The sequence below is a fragment of the Staphylococcus gallinarum genome (assembly GCF_029774255.1).
Lineage (GTDB): Bacteria > Bacillota > Bacilli > Staphylococcales > Staphylococcaceae > Staphylococcus > Staphylococcus gallinarum.
Window position 1 is genome coordinate 1436965 of record NZ_CP069082.1, and the last position, 21122, is coordinate 1458086.

Here is a 21122-nt window from a genome sequence, read left to right on the forward strand (position 1 = left end):
GAATTTATGTAATATAAAAAAGCAGTTCAAACTTAAATAAATTTGAACTGCTTTTATTAACTCTTTATCAATCTTTTAATGGATATCGTCCCACCAATGGAAACCGTCTCTGCTTAACAATAAGTCGCTTTCTAAAGGACCATTTGAACCAGATTTATAGTTAGGGAATTCCGGTTCATTTTGATTCCATTCTTCCTGAATTGCATCAACAAATTTCCATGTTGATTTTAATTCTTCCCAATGTGTGAAGTTTGTCGCATCACCATTTAAACAGTCAAACAATAAGTTTTCATAAGCATCAACTGTATTCATTTTATCTTGTGCACTCATTGCATATGATAATTGTACTGGTTCTGTTTCAATGCCTTGAACGTTTTTCTTAGCATTAAGATGTAGTGATACGCCTTCATTTGGTTGAATATTAATCACAAGTAAATTTGAGTCTAATTTTTTCTCAGTTTCATAATAAAGATTCATTGGTACTTCTTTAAATTCTACTACGACTTGAATTGTTTTACTCTTCATACGTTTACCTGTTCTAATATAGAATGGAACTCCTGCCCATCTGAAATTATCAATTGTTAATTTACCAGATACGAAAGTAGGTGTTGTAGAATCACTAGCAACGCGATCTTCGTCACGATAACGTTTAACATTTTGACCTTCAATTACACCTTCATCATATTGTCCACGGACAAAGTTATGGCGCACTTCTTCAGCTTCTAATTTACGTAATGATTTAAGTGCTTTGACTTTCTCTGCTCTAATATCAGCACTATTTAAACTGATCGGTGCCTCCATTGCAAGTAGCGCTACCATTTGTAGCATATGGTTTTGTACCATATCTTTGAGTGCACCACTAGATTCATAGTAGCCACCTCTATCTTCTACACCTAATACTTCAGAAGAAGTAACCTGTATATTTGAAATATACTTATTATTCCATAATGGCTCAAACATAGCGTTAGCAAATCTTAATACTTCTATATTTTGCACCATATCTTTACCTAAATAGTGGTCAATTCGATAAATCTCTTCTTCTTTAAATGAACGTCGTAATTGTTCATTTAGTTTTTCAGCTGACTCTAAGTCTGTACCAAATGGCTTTTCAATTACTAAGCGTTTAAAGCCTGAAGTGTCAGTCAAGCCTGAAGATTTTAAGTAATCAGAAATTACACCAAAGAAATTTGGTGCCATTGCAAGATAGAAGAGTCTGTTACCTTGTAAATTAAACTCATTATCCAAGTTATTACTTACTTCTAATAATGATTGGTAACTCGCTTCGTCACTTACATCGTGTTTATGATAAAAAACATGTTCCATAAACTTATCAAGATGTTTTGTATCTTTAACGTGTTCTTGAATTGACGATTTCACTTGACTACGGAAATCATCATTCGTTAATTCTCTTCTTCCAATTCCAATTATAGCAATTTGTTCATTTAAGTTATCTTGTTGGTACAAATGGAATAATGATGGAAATAATTTTCTGTGACTAAGATCACCAGTTGCTCCAAAGATAGTTATTAAGCATGGAATGTCTTTATTTCTAGTATTCAAGTTCAAAACCTCAATTCTTTTTATAAATCTGATTTCATTATAGAACAATAATTAACAATGTTCATACATTTTTGCTTAAAAGCATTCAAAAATTATTATATTTTTTTATCTTTTCTATGATAAAATGTGAACAAGAAGAGGAGGCATATGCATGGAAATAACATTTTTCGGCACAAGTGCAGGTCTACCAACGAAAGAAAGAAATACTCAAGCCATTGCACTAAATCTAGAACCATATTCAAATAATATTTGGCTATTTGATGTAGGTGAAGCTACACAACATCAAATACTTCACCATTCAATTAAATTAGGTAAGGTAGATCATATCTTTATAACGCATATGCATGGTGACCATATTTTCGGATTGCCTGGATTGCTATCCAGTCGTTCATTCCAAGGCGGAGAAGGACTACCACTTACTGTCGTAGGTCCAAAAGGAATTAAAGAATTTGTAGAGACGACATTACGATTATCAGAATCCAGATTAAACTATCCGATCACTTACATAGAAATTGAAAATCATCTTTCATACCAGCATAATGGATTCAATGTTGAAGCACATTTATTAAATCATGGTATTACTTCTTTTGGCTATAGAGTAGAAGCACCATCTACACAAGGGAAAATTGACGTTCAAGCCTTGAAATCAATTGGATTAGAACCAGGTCCAAAATATCAAGAAGTAAAAAATAATGAGACGTTTGAATATAATGGAAAGATTTATGATTCTAGTCAATTTAAAGGTGATGAAAAACAAGGACCTGTAGCTGCCATATTTGGAGATACAATGCCATGTAACAACGAGTTACTTATAGCACGTAATGCAAATGTTATGGTTCACGAAAGTACTTATATAGAAGGGGATAAAAATTTAGCCAATAATTATCATCATAGCCATATTGATGATGTCTTTGATTTAATTAAAGAGGCAAATGTGGAGTATAGTTTAATCACGCATATAAGTAATAGATACACACAAGAAGAAGTTGAATCAATTAGTGAATTATTAAAGACTAAAAGTGATACACCACCATTTAAATTTGTTAAAGACTTCGATACTTGGTCATTCTAATTCACAATAAGAATAATTGATTCAATCGTTATAGCATATTTAGCAAAACAAATATAATGCTTTACAATAAGATTAACTCAAGTAAAACAGACCCTAACTAGTAAAAAGCAATAGTTAAGGTCTGTTTTCTACTATAGGGAATTAAATGTCTTAGCGATCTGTAGCGATCTGTTCTTTAACTATCTATAATACATTTCTGAAATGATTCAATATGTACAGAATTGCTTTACAAAGATAATTTACTCGTCCAATTAACATTGATACATATGATGTGTCATTACTCAATATGTATTATTTATTATCGGCGAAGCACTGGACAGGGTAGTATAAGAGACAAAGTAACGATTCATCGCATTACATTAGGTAAACAAACTATAAATATATGGCTTCAATAGTGCAATTGATTACAATTGTAACAAGTTTTAAATACGGCATCAAAAGCTTTATTTTTATAATGATCATCACATATCAATACAAAATTATTGAATAAAAACAACCAACCAAAAAGTTTTCACTTTCGAGTTGGCTGCTATTAAGGAATATATCCCGATAGAATTATTTTTATTAAATCAATATTAAAATCGATTACTTAAAGATAAAGCAAATAAATAATAACTTGCTAACTTATCGATAGAATTGATGTAAGGATTAATCATCATCTTGATTTGATAGTTCTACACTTCTATCAACGGCAGCTCTTAAACAATCCTCAAATACACTTTCTAAGTCGTATTTAGATAACGCATTTAAACCTGCCTGTGTTGTACCACCTTTTGAAGTTATATTTTTTCGTAATTGTTCCATACTTAAATCAGAACGTTCAATCATTTTACTTGTCCCAATAATTAAGTTTCGAATAGATTCTTCGACTTGTGATTTCTCTAATCCAAGTCTAGTACCAGCTGTCACATATTGTTCAAATACATGGTATAAAAAGGCCGGTCCACTACCAGTAATCGCTGTTACTTGATGTAGATTATCTTCAGAAACTTCAATTGCTGAACCAAATGAGTTAATTAAATCATCAACTTCAGTTTTAGATTTTGGATCAAAATTATTTGAAAAACTGATACCTGTCACAGAATGACCAACATGTGCGTTCGTGTTTGGCATGATTCGAGCAACAGGGTTTTCTGTATTAAGTTGTTCTCTAATATAACTAATTGGTAAACCTGCCATAATTGAAATAAATTTATTACTATCAGTAACATATGGTTTAATTCGTTCTGCTAAATTATCAAAATCATATGGCTTTGTTCCTAAGAAAACATAATCCGCTTCCTTTAACAATGCTGCGTCATCATAACTATAATTGACACCTAATTCATCAGCATATGATTTCAGAGCATCCTCATTTGATCGATTTGTTAAATAAATATCGTTTGAGTCTATTACTTTTGAGTTAACGATTCCTGTAAAAATTGCATGAGCCATATTACCGGCACCATAAAATACAAGTTTCATGTAAAATTCCCACTTCCTCTTTGTTTTATGTAATCATATTAACATAGTTTAGAATTATGGCTAATCATTTAATTATAATAATGACAGAAAATATTATAATCATTTATACTATTTATAAAGACAAAAACAGGTAGGGATAAACGATGCAAGGGAAACATTTTATATTAACAGGAAGTACAAGCGGCTTAGGTAAAGCATTATTAAAAAAGTTATTAGCTAATGATATCAATGTAACTGTACTGGTTAGAAATCCCCAAAAATTAAATCAGTTTGTCGCTCAATATCATACAGATCGATTATCAATCATACAATGTGATTTACAGTCTGAGAAAGAAATTTATCATATTACGCAAAGTCTTCAACAACAAAAAATTGATGGTTTAATTTATTGTTCTGGACTAGGTTATTTCAAATCAATTGAAGCACATCGAACTGAAGAAATGCTTGAGACATATCAGCTTAATATTATAAGTTTCAACATTTTGTTAGAAGTAATTAGACCATTTTTCAATAAATATCCAATCATCGTAGGCATAGGTAGTCAAGCTGCTTTTGTTACACAAGCTAATGCAGCACATTATGGTGCATCAAAAGCAGCATTTTATCAAACATTAAATGCCATTCGATTAGAACATCCCAATTACCATGTTTTAACGGTAAATACTGGACCAATCAATACACCATTTCACCAAAAAGCGGATCCTTCACTAAATTATGCGAAACGTTACAACAAAATCATGATAAATCCCGATAAACTAGCTGATCGCATATTTAAAGCTATGAAGTCAAAACGACAAGAAATCAATCAACCGCTGTGGATGTCATTTATGCTTAAACTGTACCAGCTTACACCAAGATTCATAGAAAAGCATTTCTCAAGTTTTTTTAAAAATAAAATATAACAATAATGTTTATTAAACATAACAAAAAAAGAGTTTATGCGTAGAAACTTATGCTGGATCGAACACAGTTATAAGTACATGACATAAACTCTTTTTTCTGTTTAATTAAGGTGTTGCGTGTATTCTAAATTTTTCACTCTACCTCGTGCAGCTTTTAAAGTTTCAAAGCCAATATCTTTCGCTAAATTATAATTTTTAATATTTTCGTCTAATTGTTCTATACTACTTGCACCAACAATAATTGAACCAAGTGACTGTTGTGAGGTCAAGTAATTAAAGGTTAAGGCAGTTAAATTACTTTCAATTTCTTTAATTGATGCAATTGTTTCGCCTAACTCTTGATAATTGTAATCAAAAATACCTTCAGCAAATTTCTTGTCTAATGCATTGTTACTATTAGCAGTCAATAGACCTTTGAAAACAGGGCCTCTAGCAAGTATCTTTACATTTTTGGCATGTATTGCATCAAGCAAAGATTCAACTCTATTATCAATTAAATTAAATTGATTCATAATCGTTTCTATATTACTGTGTTCCAAATAATAATTAATTACATTAGGTCTAATAGAAGAAATACCATAAGCACGAACTAGACCTTCTGATTTTAATTCTTCGAATGCACTAATCGTTTCATCTAGTGGATCATCAATAGTACCTCCATGCAATTGATAAAGATCTAGGTGGTCTAAACCTAATGATTTTAAAGATGATTTAATAGCATACTTAATGTGTTTTTTAGATGGATCCCAAAATGTTGAACCATCCTCTTTTAAATGATTACCTACTTTTGTTCCGATAACAATATCATCACGTTGTTGGTATTTTTTTAATGCTTTGCCAACGATTTGTTCATTTATACCTTTGTCATACATATCCGCAGTATCAAAATATGTAATACCATGTTCAATAGCTCTATCGATTATAGGTTCTGCCGTTTTATAATCTGTACCTAAACTCATACATCCTAGTCCTACTTCTGAAATTTCTAAACCACTTTTCAAGACATTTTTTTGCATGTTATTGCTCCTTTCGATACACTAAATCATAGAATATGGCGTGTTTATCAATTATATGCAAGTAGATTGATATCACTATTTATTGCTTTAGCTTGTTTGTTAATGCAATTGTATAGTGGTTATTCACAATTCAAATACAATTAACCGTACGAGCTACCGACTATATCTTAACAGGTAGATACTTAAAATAAAAGGAACGTGATTATAATGGAATTTTACGAGAGAACTATAGCGAAGGAACATATATATAACGGAAAAATTATTGATTTGGAAGTACATGATGTAGAACTCCCAGATGGTCAAACATCAAAAAGAGAATTAGTTTTTCATAATGGTGCAGTTGCTGTTTGTGCATTAACACCGGACAATGAAATTATATTAGTAAGGCAATTTCGTAAACCTGCTGAAAAAACAATGTTAGAAATCCCCGCCGGAAAACTTGAAAGTGGAGAAGATCGCATTGAAGCAGCTAAAAGAGAATTAGAAGAAGAAACAGGCTATATCGCTGATCATTTGCAACTCATATATGAAATGTATGGTTCACCTGGTTTTTCTAATGAGAAGTTATCTATTTACTTTGCTAAAGATTTGAAAAAAGGGCACATGAACCTTGATGATGATGAATTTATTGAATTAGATCGTGTTCACATTAATGAAATTTCTGACTTACTAAAAAGTGGATCTTTAGAGGATGCAAAAACAATTATTGCTTTACAACATATCTTGCTTAATTATAATGATTATAAATAAGGAATGAACAAACTTGCTAATTTTATCAATTACTGGTATTTTATATATGTATCATATTGTAAATTAAAATGATTATAATTATTAGTAGGGGAGTGAGGCTTCCGTGGAAGAACGATTAAATCGCGTGAAGCAACAATTACAACAATCATCATATAAATTAACTCCACAGCGAGAAGCAACATTAAGAGTGTTAATTGAAAACGAGAAAGATCATTTAAGCGCTGAAGATGTATACTTAAAAGTGAAAGACAAAGCACCTGAAATAGGTTTAGCTACTGTGTACAGAACATTAGAATTATTAGCAGAGCTAAAGGTTGTAGACAAAATTAATTTCGGGGATGGCGTTGCACGCTTTGATTTACGTAAAGAAGGTGCGAAACATTTTCATCATCATCTTGTATGTATGGAATGTGGGAAAGTTGAAGAAATAGAGGAAGATTTATTACCTGCAGTAGAAGAAAAAGTTGAAAGTGATTTTAACTTTAGAATTTTAGATCATCGTTTAACATTTCATGGCGTTTGTTCAGAATGCCAAGCTAAAGGTAAATAATGAATTTTCATCCTGTTTAATTTTAATGATAGGGGTGAGTCAATGAATACCATAATCGAAGAATATTTAAGGTTCATCCAATTAGAAAAAGGGCTTAGTACAAATACAATAGGCGCTTATAAACGTGACTTAACAAAATATGCAAATTATTTAGATGAAAACAAAATTACTCACATTGACTTTGTTGATAGACAGACCATCCAGCAATGTTTAGGTTCATTGCATGATGAAGGTGCATCTTCAAAGTCTTTAGCACGTTTTGTTTCAACTGTTCGCAGTTTTCACCAATTTGCACTGAGAGAAAAATATGCTGCTAAAGACCCTACAGTTTTAATTGAAACACCGAAATATGATAAAAAGTTACCTGACGTGTTGGAAATCAATGAAGTGATAGCTTTATTAGAGACACCTGATTTATCAAAAAATAATGGTTACCGTGATAGAACAATGTTGGAATTGTTATATGCAACGGGGATGAGGGTATCAGAATTAATTCATATAGAGTTAGATGATGTTAACTTAATTATGGGGTTTGTTAAGGTGTTCGGCAAAGGAAATAAAGAGCGTATTGTGCCGTTGGGTGAAGCGGTTATTGAATACTTAACTCATTATATTGAAAACATACGTCCACAACTATTAAAAAGAACAGTCACACCAGTATTGTTTTTAAATATGCATGGAAAACCATTATCAAGGCAAGCCATTTGGAAGATGATAAAGCAAAATGGTATTAAAGCCAATATTAATAAGACATTAACACCGCACACGCTGAGACATTCGTTTGCTACACACTTGCTTGAAAACGGTGCAGATTTACGAGCTGTACAAGAAATGTTAGGACACTCTGATATTTCTACAACGCAACTTTATACACATGTATCTAAATCACAAATCCGTAAAATGTATAACGAATTTCATCCACGTGCATAAACACAGATTAGTTTATCATTTAATGAACTAATCTGTGTTTTATTGTTTATAAGGTTATGTCATGTTGTGTATTTGATTAAAATATATTATGATTCTCGGTTAAAACGTCGTTCAATAAGTGCTTTATTTCGTGCATCAGTCACTTCTGTCCGATCTCTTTCTAAATGGTGATTTACGATATAACTATCATCAATGAGCGTTTCTCGAAAGTAAAAGTCTGTAAAAGTGGTTTGTATTGAATGGAGCATTTCATCTTGTAATGGTAAGTGTACCGGAAGAAATGGTTGATGTGTTTTTGCTGCTTGCTTTAAATGTTTTAATAATATGATGTATTGCTCAATATTCAAACCTAGCATTTGCCAGTCATGACTAGATTGTATAACATTCAATGCTCTGTCAAACGATGTTTTAGCTCCTTGAAAGTTGTTACGACGAAAATGATAACAACCTGTAGTTAATAAAATTAAACTGACGACCGCATCTTTTTTTGAAAAATGTGGGTTTTCTTTCCAAGCATCCTCTAGAATATCATGACATAGAAAATAATGTTGCTTGGTATGAAATTGATAATAAAATTGTTGTAGTGCTTTTTCCATATAAGAACCGCTCCAAATTTAAATGTTTGTTATAAACATGCTATAATATTTTAGTGAAATACGCACTTAACTTGCTATATGAGGTAGATAAAATGTATGAAGTAAAATTAGATGCTTTCAATGGACCATTGGATTTATTATTGCATCTTATTCAAAAATTCGAAATAGATATTTATGATATTCCAATGAAAGCATTAACAGAACAATACATGCAATATATTCACGCCATGAATTCATTAGAAATTAATGTTGCTAGTGAATATTTAGTGATGGCCTCTGAATTATTAATGATAAAAAGTAAAATGCTTTTACCACAGCCTGAAGCAGATGAATCATTAGAAGACGATCCGCGTGATGATTTAGTAGGTCGTTTAATTGAGTACCAAAATTATAAAGAATACACTGAATTGCTCAATGATAAAAAGGTAAATCGGGCTGCATTCTACTCTAAACACCCTACAGACTTATCACATTTAGAAACAAATGAATTAATGAGTTCGGATAACACCATTGATTTAACCGAACTGATAATTGCTTATCAAAAGGTCAAAAACCGTGTCGAATTTAACACACCAAAAACAGTCGAAATAAAGAAAGAAACCTTTACGATTCAACAAGCAACCACACAGGTTCATGAAAGACTGCAACAACAACAATCATTCAACTTCTTCAGTCTATTTAATTTCTCAGAACCAATTGAAATGGTAGTAACCCATTTCTTAGCAATATTGGAAATGTCTAAATCTGGTATAGTCAATATTGAACAACAAAAAAGTTTTGAAGATATCAACATATTAAGAGGAGTCAACTATGGCATTGGATAATCAAGGTATATTAGAAGCATTACTCTACACTGCTGGAGATGAAGGTTTAGAAGAGAAGCAACTGCTTGAAATATTAGACATTTCACTAAGTGAGTTACAAACTTTAATTAATAACTACCACTCAGAAGGTCTTGTCATTCAACATTTCGGACAAACTTATGTATTAACAACGAAAAAAGAAGCAGCTGAATATATTGAAGCACTTGTAGAACATAAGTCTAATATGAAACTATCTCAAGCCGCAATGGAAGCACTATCCATAATCGCCTATAACCAACCACTCTCAAGAAGTGATATTGAAATGATTAGAGGTATTAATTCCGATGGTGCAGTTAAAACATTGATCGCAAGAGGTTTAATCGAAGCAAAAGACGAAAAAGATTCAAGAAGTCAGCAACTATATACAACCGAACTATTTTTAAATGTATTTGGAATTGAACATTTAGATGATTTACCGACTACTGATGAAGAGGACGAAGAAATCGAAGCATTTTTCAGTAATTTGGTAAATCAAAAAGGAGAAAATAATGAGTAAAGAATTAGAGAGATTACAAAAACGTATAGCTAACAGTGGTTATACATCAAGAAGAAAAGCTGAAACACTTATCAGTGAAGGTAAGGTTAAAGTAAATGGTGAAGTCGTAACGGAATTAGGTACGAAAGTGAAAAATTCAGATACAATTGAAGTAGAAGGTATTAAATTAGAGCAAGAAGACAAACTGTATATTTTATTCTACAAACCATCGCAAGTGATTACGAGTGTATCTGATGATAGAGGAAGAAAGGTAGTAACCGATTACTTCAAACAAATTGAAACAAGAATATATCCTGTTGGCAGATTAGATTATGATACATCAGGTTTACTGCTATTAACGAATGATGGTGAGTTTACAAATTTAATGACACACCCTAGATACAAGATCAAGAAAAAGTATGTTGCAAAATTAAAAGGTTACTTAATGCGAGAAGAGGTAAAAGCATTAGAGCAAGGTATTGAATTAGAGGATGGTAAAACACAACCTGCAATTGTAAAAGTAAAAAACCAAGATAAAGAAAAGAACTCAACTTTAGTTGAAATAACGATTACTGAAGGTAGAAATAGACAAGTTCGTCGTATGTTCGAACATTTTGGACATCAAGTTAGTAAATTACAACGAATTGAATTTGGTCCATTAAATTTGAAAGGGCTTAATGCAGGTGAAGGTCGTGTTTTAACTCCGCACGAAGTAAAAGTCATTCGTCAAATTGCTGAACACGGTAAATAAACTTTGAAATATTTTTGACAAAATAATTCGAATGAGAAAAAATTCACAAACTTTTCGTTCATTTGTACTTTTCAAAGTTAACCTATGCTATAATTGTGAATGTATTGGAAAGTAAGCAGTGTGGGAGGTACATACGTATGTCAAATGAAATTTTAATCGTAGATGATGAGGATCGAATTAGAAGATTACTTAAATTATATTTAGAAAGAGAATCTTTTGAAATACATGAAGCTAAAGACGGTAGTGAAGCGTATCATATGGCAATGGAACATGATTATGCATGTATATTACTAGATTTAATGTTGCCTGAAATGGATGGTATTGTTGTTGCTTCTAAACTAAGAGAGCATAAAGATACACCAATTATTATGTTAACAGCCAAAGGCGAAGAAACAAATCGTGTTGAAGGTTTTGAATCAGGTGCAGACGATTACATTGTTAAACCTTTTTCACCAAGAGAAGTTGTGTTACGTGTAAAAGCATTACTAAGAAGAACACAGGTCGCACATACAGAACAGAGCGAACCACATGCGCGTGATTTGATAGAATTTGATCATTTAGTTATCGACAATGATGCTCATAGAGTGCTTGCAGATGAGAGCCAAGTAAACTTAACACCTAAAGAGTATGAATTATTAATATTTTTAGCGAAAACACCTAATAAAGTATTTGATAGAGAACAACTGTTAAAAGAAGTGTGGCATTATGAGTTTTATGGAGACTTACGTACCGTAGATACTCATGTTAAACGCTTAAGAGAAAAGTTAAATCGCGTTTCTGAAGAGGCTGCTCAGATGATTCAAACTGTTTGGGGAGTAGGTTATAAGTTTGAAGTTAAATCAAATGATGAACCGACTCAATAATGTAGTCATAAAACTGTGGTTAACTATAATATTTATAGTAACGACAGTTTTAATTTTACTTAGCGCAGCCTTAATCACATTTATCCAATCATACTTCACACAGGAAACAGAAGATTCTTTACTCAAAGATGCTAAACGTATTAGTGAATTAGTAGCAAGCTCTGATAATAAAGCAACCGCGATTGAACACAGTCGTAAGTTGATTGAAGGCCCTGTTGGTCTCATTATAATGAATGATAAAAACAGTCAAAATAGTAAGTATGGCAATACTAAACAAAAGATGTTAAATGAAATCAAACAAAATAAAGACTATGATGACGTATTTAATAAAGGAAAGAAAATTTCGGAACACGTTAATGTAAAAATTAATGATCAACAACATACTTATGTATTAATTGGATATCCTTCAAAGAATTTAAGCGATGTTAAACAAGATGAATACGGTGGTGTCTTTATTTATCAAGATTTAAAAACCATCGAAGATACTAATAATTTAATCACGGTTATTATTTTAATTATTGCCATTATTTTCTTAGCAATTACAACGATATTTGCTTTTTTCCTTTCTTCTCGTATTACGAAACCTCTAAGAAATCTACGGTCTCAAGCATTGAGAGTTTCAAAAGGACAATATGCGCAAGTTGAACCCGTAAATTCAAAGGATGAAATTGGAGAATTATCTCGTGCCTTTAATACGATGAGTTCTGAAATCCAACAACATATCGATGCACTGTCATCTTCTAAGAACATTAGGGATAGTTTAATCAACTCCATGGTTGAAGGTGTATTAGGATACAACGATAAGAAGGAAGTTATTTTATCTAACCAAATGGCTCAAAATACATTACAACTTTTAGATGAGTATTCATTAGAAAAGCTTGATGAACAAACAGAATTAACTTTTAAGAACAAACATACACAGTTTGAAGAATATGAAATTAATACTAGATATTTTGTAATCATTACTAGTTATATAGAGCAAATTCAACCAGATGGACGAAGTGGTATCGTGGCCATCATAAGAGATATGACCAATGAACATAATATTGATCAAATGAAGAAAGATTTTATAGCAAATGTTTCACATGAATTACGTACACCCATTTCTTTATTGCAAGGATATACAGAATCAATCGTTGATGGTATTGTTACTGAACCCGAAGAGATCCATGAATCCTTGAGCATCGTCTTAGATGAGACGAAACGTTTAAACAGACTGGTTAATGAACTCTTAAATGTTGCTAGAATGGATGCAGAAGGGTTAAGTGTTGAACGAGAAATCCAACCTATTGATCCGTTGTTAAATAAGATGCAATTGAAATATCAACAACAAGCTGCAGACTTAGAACTAACCATGAAATTAAATCCAATTTCTAATGGAGCGCTCTGGTATTATGATTCTGATAGAATTGAACAAGTGCTTACGAATCTGATTGATAATGCATGTCGATATACAGAACCAGGAGATACAATAACCGTCGATATTGCTGAAAATGATCATGACAACTTGTTATATATTACCGATACAGGAACGGGTATTGCTCCCGAACATTTAGAGCAAGTCTTTGATCGTTTTTACAAAGTAGATGCAGCACGTAAAAGAGGTAAGCAAGGTACCGGACTTGGACTATTTATATGTCGAATGATTATCGATGAACATGAAGGTAAGATACTTGTAAAAAGTGAACTCGGTCAAGGTACAACATTTATTATTCGCTTACCGAAACCACCAACTAGAGATTAAAGGAATAAGTCATTGATGATTTTATGTGTAACGTCAAAAATGATTATAATAATCATCTAACTAAATAAGGTGAAGCGCCTCCGATTTATACAATTTAATGTGTAAGGCGGAGGTGTTTTTTGTGATTATAGCTTTAAAATATAAATTGAAATCATTTTACATCGCTATTTAGTACTGTGTGTAAAATTTAATTTTATATTGCTGGTAAATTAGCACTAAATACTGTAAACAATATCATTGTCTTTATCTGAGTTATACGCTATGATATATTTATAAAATTTAAATGTTCATCTTCGGGGTAGGGTGTAATTCCCAACCGGCAGTAATATAAGCCTGCGACCTATTTATTGTTCAATAAATAGCTGATCTAGTGTGAATCTAGAGCCGACAGTATAGTCTGGATGGGAGAAGATGGAGGGTTAATTTGTTGTGCAATTAAATCCTCCTATTCTGAGTAAGATGAATGGAAGGAGATAATTGAATATGCAACAACAAACCAAACGTCTAATAACGATTAGCATGTTAAGTGCGGTAGCTTTTATATTAATGTTTATCAAGTTCCCGTTACCATTTTTACCACCATATCTAACATTAGACTTTAGTGATGTACCGGCACTTCTTGCAACATTTACATTAGGACCCATTGCTGGCATCATCGTTGAATTTATTAAAAATTTATTGAATTTTTTATTCAATGTAGGGGATCCAATAGGACCGTTGGCCAATTTTTTAGCAGCCACAAGTTTTATACTTACTGCGTTTTATGTTGCTAAAAATAAAAATAACGCTAAATCATTAGTTACTGGTTTAGCTGTAGCAACCTTAATAATGACACTAGTATTAAGCATTTTGAATTATTTTGTGTTGTTACCACTCTATGGCATGATTATGAATTTATCAGATGTTTTTGGTAATTTGAAAATAATTATAGTATCAGGTGTTATACCTTTCAATATTATTAAAGGTATTGTTATTTCAATTATATTTATCTTATTATACAAACGCTTGAATAGTGTTTTACCGAGATAACAAATTGCGCTAACATACACTAACGTATCAATAAATAGTGACAAATAAAATTTTGTTTTCATATAACAAAAGCGCATGTTTAAGTTAATTTAAACATGCGCTTTTCCTATAATAAGGTTAAAATATAATTCGTCACTTAAAATCTATTCAAATTTCAGTGCGTCCCCATCAAAAGATTCTTCTTCAATTTTAATTGAATCAGTAGGACATCCCTCTAATGCATCTTCCATATCTTCATATAATTCTTCAGGCACTTCAGCAGTACCTTGGTTGTCATCAAGTATTACAAAAGCAATACCTTCATCATCATAGTCATATATATCAGGGGCAGCAGCACCACAAGCACCACATGCAATGCAAGTATCCATATCGACAATAGTATATTTAGCCATTTTCTTCGCCTCCTTTGACAAAAATGCTACAATAAAATCACAATTAATATTGTAAGCACTGTACTTATTTTTTTCAATGTTTTCGTTTTAATTAATTAGGGGAGTAAACATGCAAAATTTATTTCATTTCATCCAACAAAATACACACCATTATAAAACCGAAAAAAGCATATATAATATTATCATAGGCAAAAAATCACATCAAACCTTTTTTGATGCATGTAGCCAACAATTACTATCATTATATCATAGCTTACCTAATATCCAGTATCCGTCATTCGAGCGATATTATAATCTGAGCCAATCAGAAATAGAAACAACATTAAACGTACGCGTACATCCAAGATATACATTTGATAGTCTCGTTAATACGTTTCAAGCAATACAATTATTAACACAAACGATTTCACAATTACAGCATAAGGATAGTCAATTTATCCCTCTCACTCAACAGCAAACTATACATAAACGTGTTAAATATGTATATAAATATCTTAAAGAGGCAAACCTCGAACAAGATTTTATTGCAGAACTTCATATGTTATTCGAAGCTATTCATAAAGAAAACCAAGGGACTTACATTCATTACTACTTACAAGGGTTTGAAGATAGCATGTACACTAGACAGCAAGTTAGTTTAATAGAAGGTTTGCCACAAGAATTATTATTTGAATTAGAATTAAACGATTTAGTTGTAATGATGTTTCAAATTGAAGATAATCAACGTTACCCTATTTTGCATCAGTTAATTGTGTTACCTACGCTATTACATAAAACAGATTTATCTTTTGAAGGCTTAAAAAAAGGACTAACTATGGATGATTTGGCACAACATCAACAAGTTAAAATTAATACAATTGAAGACCATGTCTTAGAATTGTTTATAAAGGGATATTTATCAAATTATAAAGCGTTTCTAAAGGATGATTTAAATTCTGATTTTCTAAATTATTATATACAGCATAAGGATGAAAGATTGCGGAACTATAAAGAACGATTCCCGTCATTAAGTTACTTTACAATCAAGCTTATCATTGTAGGCATAGAAAGAGGTGAGCTACATGCTGATTGACGAACTGAAACATTGGTTTGGATTTGAAACATTTAAGCCTGGACAAGAAGCAATTATTAAAAGCGTACTAAACCAACAAGATACATTAGGTATATTACCAACTGGTAGTGGTAAAAGTCTGTGTTATCAATTACCTACATATATTAAACAACAACCTACATTAATTATTTCACCACTTATTTCGTTAATGGATGACCAAGTTATGCAACTTAAAGCACATGGTGAACATAAAGTGAGTTGTATTCATTCTGGTATGGATGAAGATGAACGTTCAGCAAATATCAAAAATCTAAAGCAAAGTCGTTTTATCTTCTTAAGCCCTGAATTTATACTCCAACCCCATAATTTCAAACTCATTAAACATATTAACTTTGGTCTTATTGTTTTAGATGAAGCCCACTGTTTGTCAGAATGGGGCTATGATTTCAGACCACATTATGCACTTATAGGAAAAATCATTCAACAATTTACTAACGTTTCTATATTAGGATTAACAGCGACAGCACCACCACATCTATTATCTGATTTGAACCAAATGTTACGTACTCAATTCAATGTAGTTAAAACAAGTATGAATAGAGACAATATTTCACTACACCATCAAAATTTTGCAGATGATGAAGAAAAACTCAAATGGTTGCTGCCAACATTAGAACAATCTGGACCGACAATTATCTATGTTTCATCAAAAAAAGTCTGTTTATCATTAGCTCAAGAAATTTATCAACAAGGCTTTTTAACAGGTATTTATCACGGTGATCTATCCTATCAGGAACGGCAAACGGTTCAACATCAATTTCTTAATAACGATATTCCTATCATTGTTGCTACAAGTGCATTTGGAATGGGAATAAACAAAAAAGATATTCGTACAATCATTCACTTTCATCTTTCAACTAGTCCGTCGAATTATTTACAAGAGATTGGTCGTGCTGGGAGAGATGGCAAACAAAGTCAAGCCATCAGTTTATATCAACCAGATGATAGTTTCTTACTTGAAACACTGTTATTTACTGATATTATAACTAATGAAGATGTTAATGCATTTGAATTAGGTATGGATTTAATACCTTATAAAAAAGAAATTATTGAAATTTTAAGTAGTTATTATACATTTAATGAATTACGACATATATTTGAAAATACTTACCAACGTAAAAGAAATGGTTATATCAGAATGTTGGGTTATAAGAATTTAGATCAGTGTAGACGCGCATATCTTATGGAATTTTTTGGTGAATTTGTGAATAAACGACCTGAAAAATGTTGTGATAATGATGCTGATATTGAATTAATAAAAATATTTAATCGCAAAAAAGTAAAACGTAAAATTGATTATAATGAAAAATTAAAAAATTTGTTCAAATAGATAGACAATTACTTTACTTAACATTTTCAAACAAGCTATAATACAACTTATAATGACATAAATATTGTAGTTTTCTTAAAATAGGTATACATATTTACGTTTGATTAGGGTAAAACAGTATATACTTAATATATAAATAAAGGAAGGATGATGAATTTGTCTAACAACAACTTTAAAGATGATTTTGAGAAAAATCGTCAATCAATTGATCCAAATGAACACCTAGACAAAACAAATGAATCTGTTGACGCTTCTGTTGACAATGCAAAAGAAGAAGTATCCGACAAAAACAATGAGCAATTCCCTCCAAGAAATGCTCAAAGAAGACAACGTAGACGAGATACAGCAACAAATCAAAATAAAGGGGAACAATCTGATCAACAACAAGAGCAACAACTTGATCAAGAACAACACCTTAATGACCAAAACAAATCATCATCAGACTTTAACCAGTCACAAGATCATGATGATCATTCACGAGACAATAATATCTATCAAGAAACTTCTGATGAACAACATCGTAACAATCAATATGACAAATCAAATAACGACTTAAAGCAACAAGAAAATCATGACAGAAGTGACGTAAACACTCGTAAAGATGATACTGATTTATCACATCAAGATAAAGATGCAGCTGACAAGCGAACTGCAGATGATAAACATAATGGTAAAGGGTTTGCCATTGCTGGTGGCGCAGCAGCTGGTGCAGGTGCAGGTGCTTATGCTGCAAATAAACACAACAACGACAAGCATTCTTCGAAAGAACAGCATGTTGATGATCAAAATGATACTACAAATCGTGAGCAAGACGCTACACAGACAGGTGGTACTACTGCTGGTGCTGGCACAGGCTCATATGCTGCAAATAAGGATGATGCTGATAATAGAGTCAATGATCCAGAGCATAATAAAAATAACAAGGAACAACATGAGCAAAATGAATCAGCCGATTCAAAAGATGGTTCCAAGAAAAAAGGCGCTGCTATTGCTGGTGGTGCTGCTGCAGCGGGCGCAGGTGCAGGTGCTTATGCTGCTAGCAAATCAAACAAAGATAAAAACGCAGAAAGTAACACTGCAGACAATAAATCAAACGAATCACAATCAAAAGAACAACATAATGAAGAAAAGAACAACGGTAAATCCAAGAAAAAAGGTGCCGCAGTTGCTGGTGGTGCTGCTGCAGCGGGTGCTGGTGGCGCCGCAGCAGCTTCAAAAGCAAGTGGTTCCGGTTCTAATGGAAATGGCGGAAACAATCATCAAAATAATAGTAATAATAACGATGATTACAAACGTAAAAAGAAAAAAGGCGGCTTATTAGGTAAATTATTACCAATTTTAGCAGCAATCTTAATTTTGGCGGCAATTGGTATTTTCGGTGGCATGGCCTTAACTGGAAATAATGATGATAAGAGTGCTAACGATGATAAAAAAGTAGCTGATAATAAAGACAAAGACGGAGATAAAGATAAAAAAGCTGATTCTGATAAAGATAAAGATAAGTCTAGCGATGACAAGTCTAAAAGTTCAGATGACAGTGAAAAATCATCTGGTGCGTCTGACGGCAGCGACTCTGACTCTGATCAAGCTACAAGTGATGCAGATTCATCTGACAACAGTAGTCAAAGCAGTAGTTCTGATCAAGCTACAAATGGTTCTGATTCTAGTGATCAAAGTGCTAGTGATAGTAACTCAAGTGGTGCAGCTACTGACCAAGGTCAATCTAGCTCTTCTAACAGCGATAATCAGTCAACAAGTGGCCAAAATAGTTCCCAAGATTCACAACAATCAACAAACACTTCAGGACAACGTACTCATGTTGTAAATGGTCAAAACTTATATAGAATTGCTATTCAATATTATGGTGAAGGAACACCTGAAAATGTCGAAAAAATAAGACAAGCTAACAACCTTTCAGGCAATGATATACACAATGGTCAACGTTTAGTAATTCCACAATAATAAAATTTTAAAGTGATACTAGCATTAATACACACGCTTTAAATAGGCGAGCTAATCTTATTCTTTGGATTAGCTCGCCTTAATTTATACATTGAAAATTTCCTGCTGCAATTAGTGACATTGGTATATGATTAACTACTTTAAGTTATTGTTTAAAAATATGTTTATCTTACAATTATATATTCTAAATTTAAATAGTTGATATATAGAAGTTTCAGTTTCTTTCATTTGGTTTTTTTATAACTACTGGTATAATATATGAGTGGTTAAAGGAGGACAATTACGTATGCAAACAGTCGAAAGTATCATCATAGGCGGAGGTCCTTGTGGACTAAGTGCCGCTATCGAACAAAAAAGAAAAGGTATCGAAACATTAGTTATTGAAAAAGGTAACGTCGTAAATGCAATTTACAATTATCCAACGCATCAAACATTCTTTTCATCAAGTGATAAATTAAGTATCGGAGACATTCCTTTTATTGTAGAAGACAGTAAACCTCATCGAAACCAAGCATTAGTATACTATAGAGAAGTTGTTAAACATCATCAATTGCGTATTAATGCTTTTGAAGAAGTCCTTACCGTTAAAAAGATTAATAATCGATTTACAATTACAACGACTAAAGATGTGTATCAATGTAGATTCTTAACAGTTGCTACAGGTTATTATGGACATCATAATACACTTGAAGTTGAAGGTGCAGAACTTTCAAAAGTTAAACATTATTTTAAAGAAGCGCACCCTTATTTTGATCAAAATGTGGTTATAATAGGAGGCAAAAACTCTGCAGTTGATGCGGCATTAGAACTTGAAAAAGCTGGTGCTAATGTTACAGTACTATATCGTGGTGAAGCTTATCCACAAGCAATAAAACCATGGATATTACCAAATTTTGAATCTTTAGTAAGAAATGAAAAAATCAATATGCACTTTAACGCTGAAGTTATAAAAATTAATGAAAACTCAATAGAATATAAGCAAGATGATCAAATATTCGAAATCCCTAATGATTATGTATTTGCGATGATTGGTTATCATCCAGATTATGACTTCTTAGAATCAATAGGGATTGAAATAAACACAAATGAATTTGGTACAGCACCCGTACACAATAAAGAAACCTACGAAACTAATGTAGAAAACTGCTATATTGCAGGTGTAATCGCTGCTGGTAATGATGCAAATACCATCTTTATTGAAAATGGAAAATACCACGGTGGCATAATTACACAAAGTATTTTAACTAAAAAGCAAACACCGCTTGAATCATAATAGATAGGACAATAAATATAAATAGATTCTGAGATGTAAAATCTTCGAACAAGTTTAAGAAGACAATTTCTATTGAAATAATATAGAAATTGTCTTTTTTATAATTATTAGAAGTAGTAGCACGATGATGTTGGTATTCATCAATATTCAGTTCCAAGGTTTGATAAAACAATTTCAATAATATATCATCAACTAACAATTAAGGGGATTCGTATTGTAGTTACCTTTGACAGTAAAGTTGAGTTGCAGTCTTTATACTTAAAATAGCTCATTTGTTTAGTTTATTTATAGTTAGTAAATGAACTAAAGGATCATTTTTGCCCATAGTATTTTAATATGAATTTATACACAGATACAAAGTATGTTAGCGAGACTCCTGTGAGAAGATGACGAACTAAAGACTACAGGATGTAACTGTCCCCTAGTAAAGCGATGTAACAATATGTAATATGAATGAAAATCTAGTAAATAAAATATTTTACATTTAAT

The 21122-nt window shown here is 31.9% G+C and carries 20 protein-coding genes and 1 riboswitch; of the genes, 15 read left to right on the forward strand and 5 right to left on the reverse strand.

What is annotated here, in order from left to right; translation table 11 throughout:
- Positions 1–75: 75 nt before the first annotated feature.
- A complete protein-coding gene (gene zwf, locus JN168_RS06770; RefSeq protein ID WP_042738621.1) occupies positions 76–1560 on the reverse strand; it encodes a glucose-6-phosphate dehydrogenase in 1485 nt (494 codons plus the stop codon).
- Positions 1561–1711: 151 nt separating this feature from the next.
- On the opposite strand from zwf, the gene rnz reads away from it, so the two are divergent.
- The gene (gene rnz / locus JN168_RS06775; protein ID WP_042738622.1) at positions 1712–2632 is read left to right on the forward strand and encodes a ribonuclease Z; all 921 of its coding nucleotides are present in this window, start codon (positions 1712–1714) and stop codon (positions 2630–2632) included.
- A 648-nt stretch (positions 2633–3280) separates the two neighbouring features.
- Here rnz and proC read toward each other — a convergent pair.
- Positions 3281–4096 carry a pyrroline-5-carboxylate reductase gene (proC, locus tag JN168_RS06780; protein ID WP_042738623.1) on the reverse strand — a complete coding sequence of 272 codons (816 nt, stop codon included), beginning with the start codon at positions 4094–4096 and terminating at the stop codon, positions 3281–3283.
- A 143-nt stretch (positions 4097–4239) separates the two neighbouring features.
- Between proC and JN168_RS06785 the strand changes: the two genes are divergently transcribed.
- The gene (locus JN168_RS06785) at positions 4240–4998 is read left to right on the forward strand and encodes an SDR family NAD(P)-dependent oxidoreductase (protein ID WP_279526258.1); all 759 of its coding nucleotides are present in this window, start codon (positions 4240–4242) and stop codon (positions 4996–4998) included.
- 101 nt (positions 4999–5099) lie between these two features.
- Here JN168_RS06785 and JN168_RS06790 read toward each other — a convergent pair whose 3' ends face one another.
- Positions 5100–6014, reverse strand: a complete 915-nt coding sequence (locus JN168_RS06790) for an aldo/keto reductase (protein WP_042738625.1) — start codon at positions 6012–6014, stop codon at positions 5100–5102.
- A gap of 207 nt (positions 6015–6221) precedes the next feature.
- On the opposite strand from JN168_RS06790, the gene JN168_RS06795 reads away from it, so the two are divergent.
- From JN168_RS06795 to xerD, 3 genes are all read left to right on the forward strand, one after another.
- Positions 6222–6764 (forward strand): NUDIX hydrolase, encoded by a 543-nt coding sequence (locus JN168_RS06795; RefSeq protein WP_042738626.1) that lies wholly within the window; start codon positions 6222–6224, stop codon positions 6762–6764.
- A gap of 103 nt (positions 6765–6867) precedes the next feature.
- The gene (gene fur, locus JN168_RS06800) at positions 6868–7314 is read left to right on the forward strand and encodes a ferric iron uptake transcriptional regulator (RefSeq protein WP_042738627.1); all 447 of its coding nucleotides are present in this window, start codon (positions 6868–6870) and stop codon (positions 7312–7314) included.
- Positions 7315–7356: 42 nt separating this feature from the next.
- Positions 7357–8244, forward strand: a complete 888-nt coding sequence (xerD, locus tag JN168_RS06805) for a site-specific tyrosine recombinase XerD (RefSeq protein ID WP_042738628.1) — start codon at positions 7357–7359, stop codon at positions 8242–8244.
- Between the two features lie 86 nt (positions 8245–8330).
- On the opposite strand, the gene JN168_RS06810 is transcribed toward xerD, so the two are convergent.
- A complete protein-coding gene (locus JN168_RS06810; protein ID WP_042738629.1) occupies positions 8331–8840 on the reverse strand; it encodes a DUF309 domain-containing protein in 510 nt (169 codons plus the stop codon).
- A 92-nt stretch (positions 8841–8932) separates the two neighbouring features.
- On the opposite strand from JN168_RS06810, the gene JN168_RS06815 reads away from it, so the two are divergent.
- From JN168_RS06815 to JN168_RS06840, 6 genes are all read left to right on the forward strand, one after another.
- Positions 8933–9664: a segregation and condensation protein A gene (locus JN168_RS06815; protein WP_042738630.1), complete on the forward strand. Its 732-nt coding sequence runs from the start codon at positions 8933–8935 to the stop codon at positions 9662–9664.
- Positions 9657–10199, forward strand: a complete 543-nt coding sequence (gene scpB / locus JN168_RS06820; protein ID WP_042739027.1) for an SMC-Scp complex subunit ScpB — start codon at positions 9657–9659, stop codon at positions 10197–10199. The genes JN168_RS06815 and scpB overlap by 8 nt, the downstream gene beginning before the upstream one ends.
- Positions 10192–10929 (forward strand): pseudouridine synthase, encoded by a 738-nt coding sequence (locus JN168_RS06825; protein WP_042738631.1) that lies wholly within the window; start codon positions 10192–10194, stop codon positions 10927–10929. The genes scpB and JN168_RS06825 overlap by 8 nt, the downstream gene beginning before the upstream one ends.
- Positions 10930–11066: 137 nt before the next feature.
- Entirely contained in the window at positions 11067–11792 is a 726-nt protein-coding gene (locus tag JN168_RS06830) for a response regulator transcription factor (RefSeq protein ID WP_042738632.1), read from the forward strand.
- Complete coding sequence (locus JN168_RS06835) at positions 11776–13536, forward strand: ATP-binding protein (protein ID WP_042739028.1); 1761 nt, start codon at positions 11776–11778, stop codon at positions 13534–13536. Before JN168_RS06830 ends, JN168_RS06835 begins: the two co-directional genes overlap by 17 nt.
- Positions 13537–13821: 285 nt before the next feature.
- A riboswitch (FMN riboswitch) is annotated at positions 13822–13953 on the forward strand.
- Positions 13954–14019: 66 nt separating this feature from the next.
- Positions 14020–14565, forward strand: coding sequence for an ECF transporter S component (locus tag JN168_RS06840; RefSeq protein WP_042738633.1), 546 nt, complete (start codon positions 14020–14022; stop codon positions 14563–14565).
- A gap of 143 nt (positions 14566–14708) precedes the next feature.
- On the opposite strand, the gene JN168_RS06845 is transcribed toward JN168_RS06840, so the two are convergent.
- On the reverse strand, positions 14709–14957 hold the full coding sequence (locus JN168_RS06845) for a ferredoxin (protein ID WP_042738634.1): 249 nt from the start codon (positions 14955–14957) through the stop codon (positions 14709–14711).
- A gap of 109 nt (positions 14958–15066) precedes the next feature.
- Here JN168_RS06845 and JN168_RS06850 point away from each other — a divergent pair, with 109 nt between their 5' ends.
- From JN168_RS06850 to ypdA, 4 genes are all read left to right on the forward strand, one after another.
- Positions 15067–16029, forward strand: coding sequence for a helix-turn-helix domain-containing protein (locus tag JN168_RS06850; RefSeq protein WP_042738635.1), 963 nt, complete (start codon positions 15067–15069; stop codon positions 16027–16029).
- On the forward strand, positions 16019–17398 hold the full coding sequence (locus JN168_RS06855) for a RecQ family ATP-dependent DNA helicase (protein WP_042738636.1): 1380 nt from the start codon (positions 16019–16021) through the stop codon (positions 17396–17398). The genes JN168_RS06850 and JN168_RS06855 overlap by 11 nt, the downstream gene beginning before the upstream one ends.
- A 150-nt stretch (positions 17399–17548) precedes the next feature.
- Positions 17549–19360, forward strand: a complete 1812-nt coding sequence (locus JN168_RS06860; RefSeq protein WP_279525713.1) for a LysM peptidoglycan-binding domain-containing protein — start codon at positions 17549–17551, stop codon at positions 19358–19360.
- A 286-nt stretch (positions 19361–19646) separates the two neighbouring features.
- Positions 19647–20633 carry a bacillithiol disulfide reductase YpdA gene (ypdA, locus tag JN168_RS06865; RefSeq protein WP_042738638.1) on the forward strand — a complete coding sequence of 329 codons (987 nt, stop codon included), beginning with the start codon at positions 19647–19649 and terminating at the stop codon, positions 20631–20633.
- Positions 20634–21122 lie beyond the last annotated feature (489 nt).

Coding starts and splice junctions, on each gene's coding strand:
- rnz (WP_042738622.1), top strand. CDS start 1,712: ATGGAAATAACATTTTTCGGCACAAGTGCAGGTCTACCAACGAAAGAA.
- proC (WP_042738623.1), bottom strand. CDS start 4,096: ATGAAACTTGTATTTTATGGTGCCGGTAATATGGCTCATGCAATTTTT.
- JN168_RS06785 (WP_279526258.1), top strand. CDS start 4,240: ATGCAAGGGAAACATTTTATATTAACAGGAAGTACAAGCGGCTTAGGT.
- JN168_RS06790 (WP_042738625.1), bottom strand. CDS start 6,014: ATGCAAAAAAATGTCTTGAAAAGTGGTTTAGAAATTTCAGAAGTAGGA.
- JN168_RS06795 (WP_042738626.1), top strand. CDS start 6,222: ATGGAATTTTACGAGAGAACTATAGCGAAGGAACATATATATAACGGA.
- xerD (WP_042738628.1), top strand. CDS start 7,357: ATGAATACCATAATCGAAGAATATTTAAGGTTCATCCAATTAGAAAAA.
- JN168_RS06810 (WP_042738629.1), bottom strand. CDS start 8,840: ATGGAAAAAGCACTACAACAATTTTATTATCAATTTCATACCAAGCAA.
- JN168_RS06815 (WP_042738630.1), top strand. CDS start 8,933: ATGTATGAAGTAAAATTAGATGCTTTCAATGGACCATTGGATTTATTA.
- JN168_RS06825 (WP_042738631.1), top strand. CDS start 10,192: ATGAGTAAAGAATTAGAGAGATTACAAAAACGTATAGCTAACAGTGGT.
- JN168_RS06830 (WP_042738632.1), top strand. CDS start 11,067: ATGTCAAATGAAATTTTAATCGTAGATGATGAGGATCGAATTAGAAGA.
- JN168_RS06835 (WP_042739028.1), top strand. CDS start 11,776: ATGAACCGACTCAATAATGTAGTCATAAAACTGTGGTTAACTATAATA.
- JN168_RS06840 (WP_042738633.1), top strand. CDS start 14,020: ATGCAACAACAAACCAAACGTCTAATAACGATTAGCATGTTAAGTGCG.
- JN168_RS06845 (WP_042738634.1), bottom strand. CDS start 14,957: ATGGCTAAATATACTATTGTCGATATGGATACTTGCATTGCATGTGGT.
- JN168_RS06850 (WP_042738635.1), top strand. CDS start 15,067: ATGCAAAATTTATTTCATTTCATCCAACAAAATACACACCATTATAAA.
- JN168_RS06855 (WP_042738636.1), top strand. CDS start 16,019: ATGCTGATTGACGAACTGAAACATTGGTTTGGATTTGAAACATTTAAG.
- JN168_RS06860 (WP_279525713.1), top strand. CDS start 17,549: ATGAATTTGTCTAACAACAACTTTAAAGATGATTTTGAGAAAAATCGT.
- ypdA (WP_042738638.1), top strand. CDS start 19,647: ATGCAAACAGTCGAAAGTATCATCATAGGCGGAGGTCCTTGTGGACTA.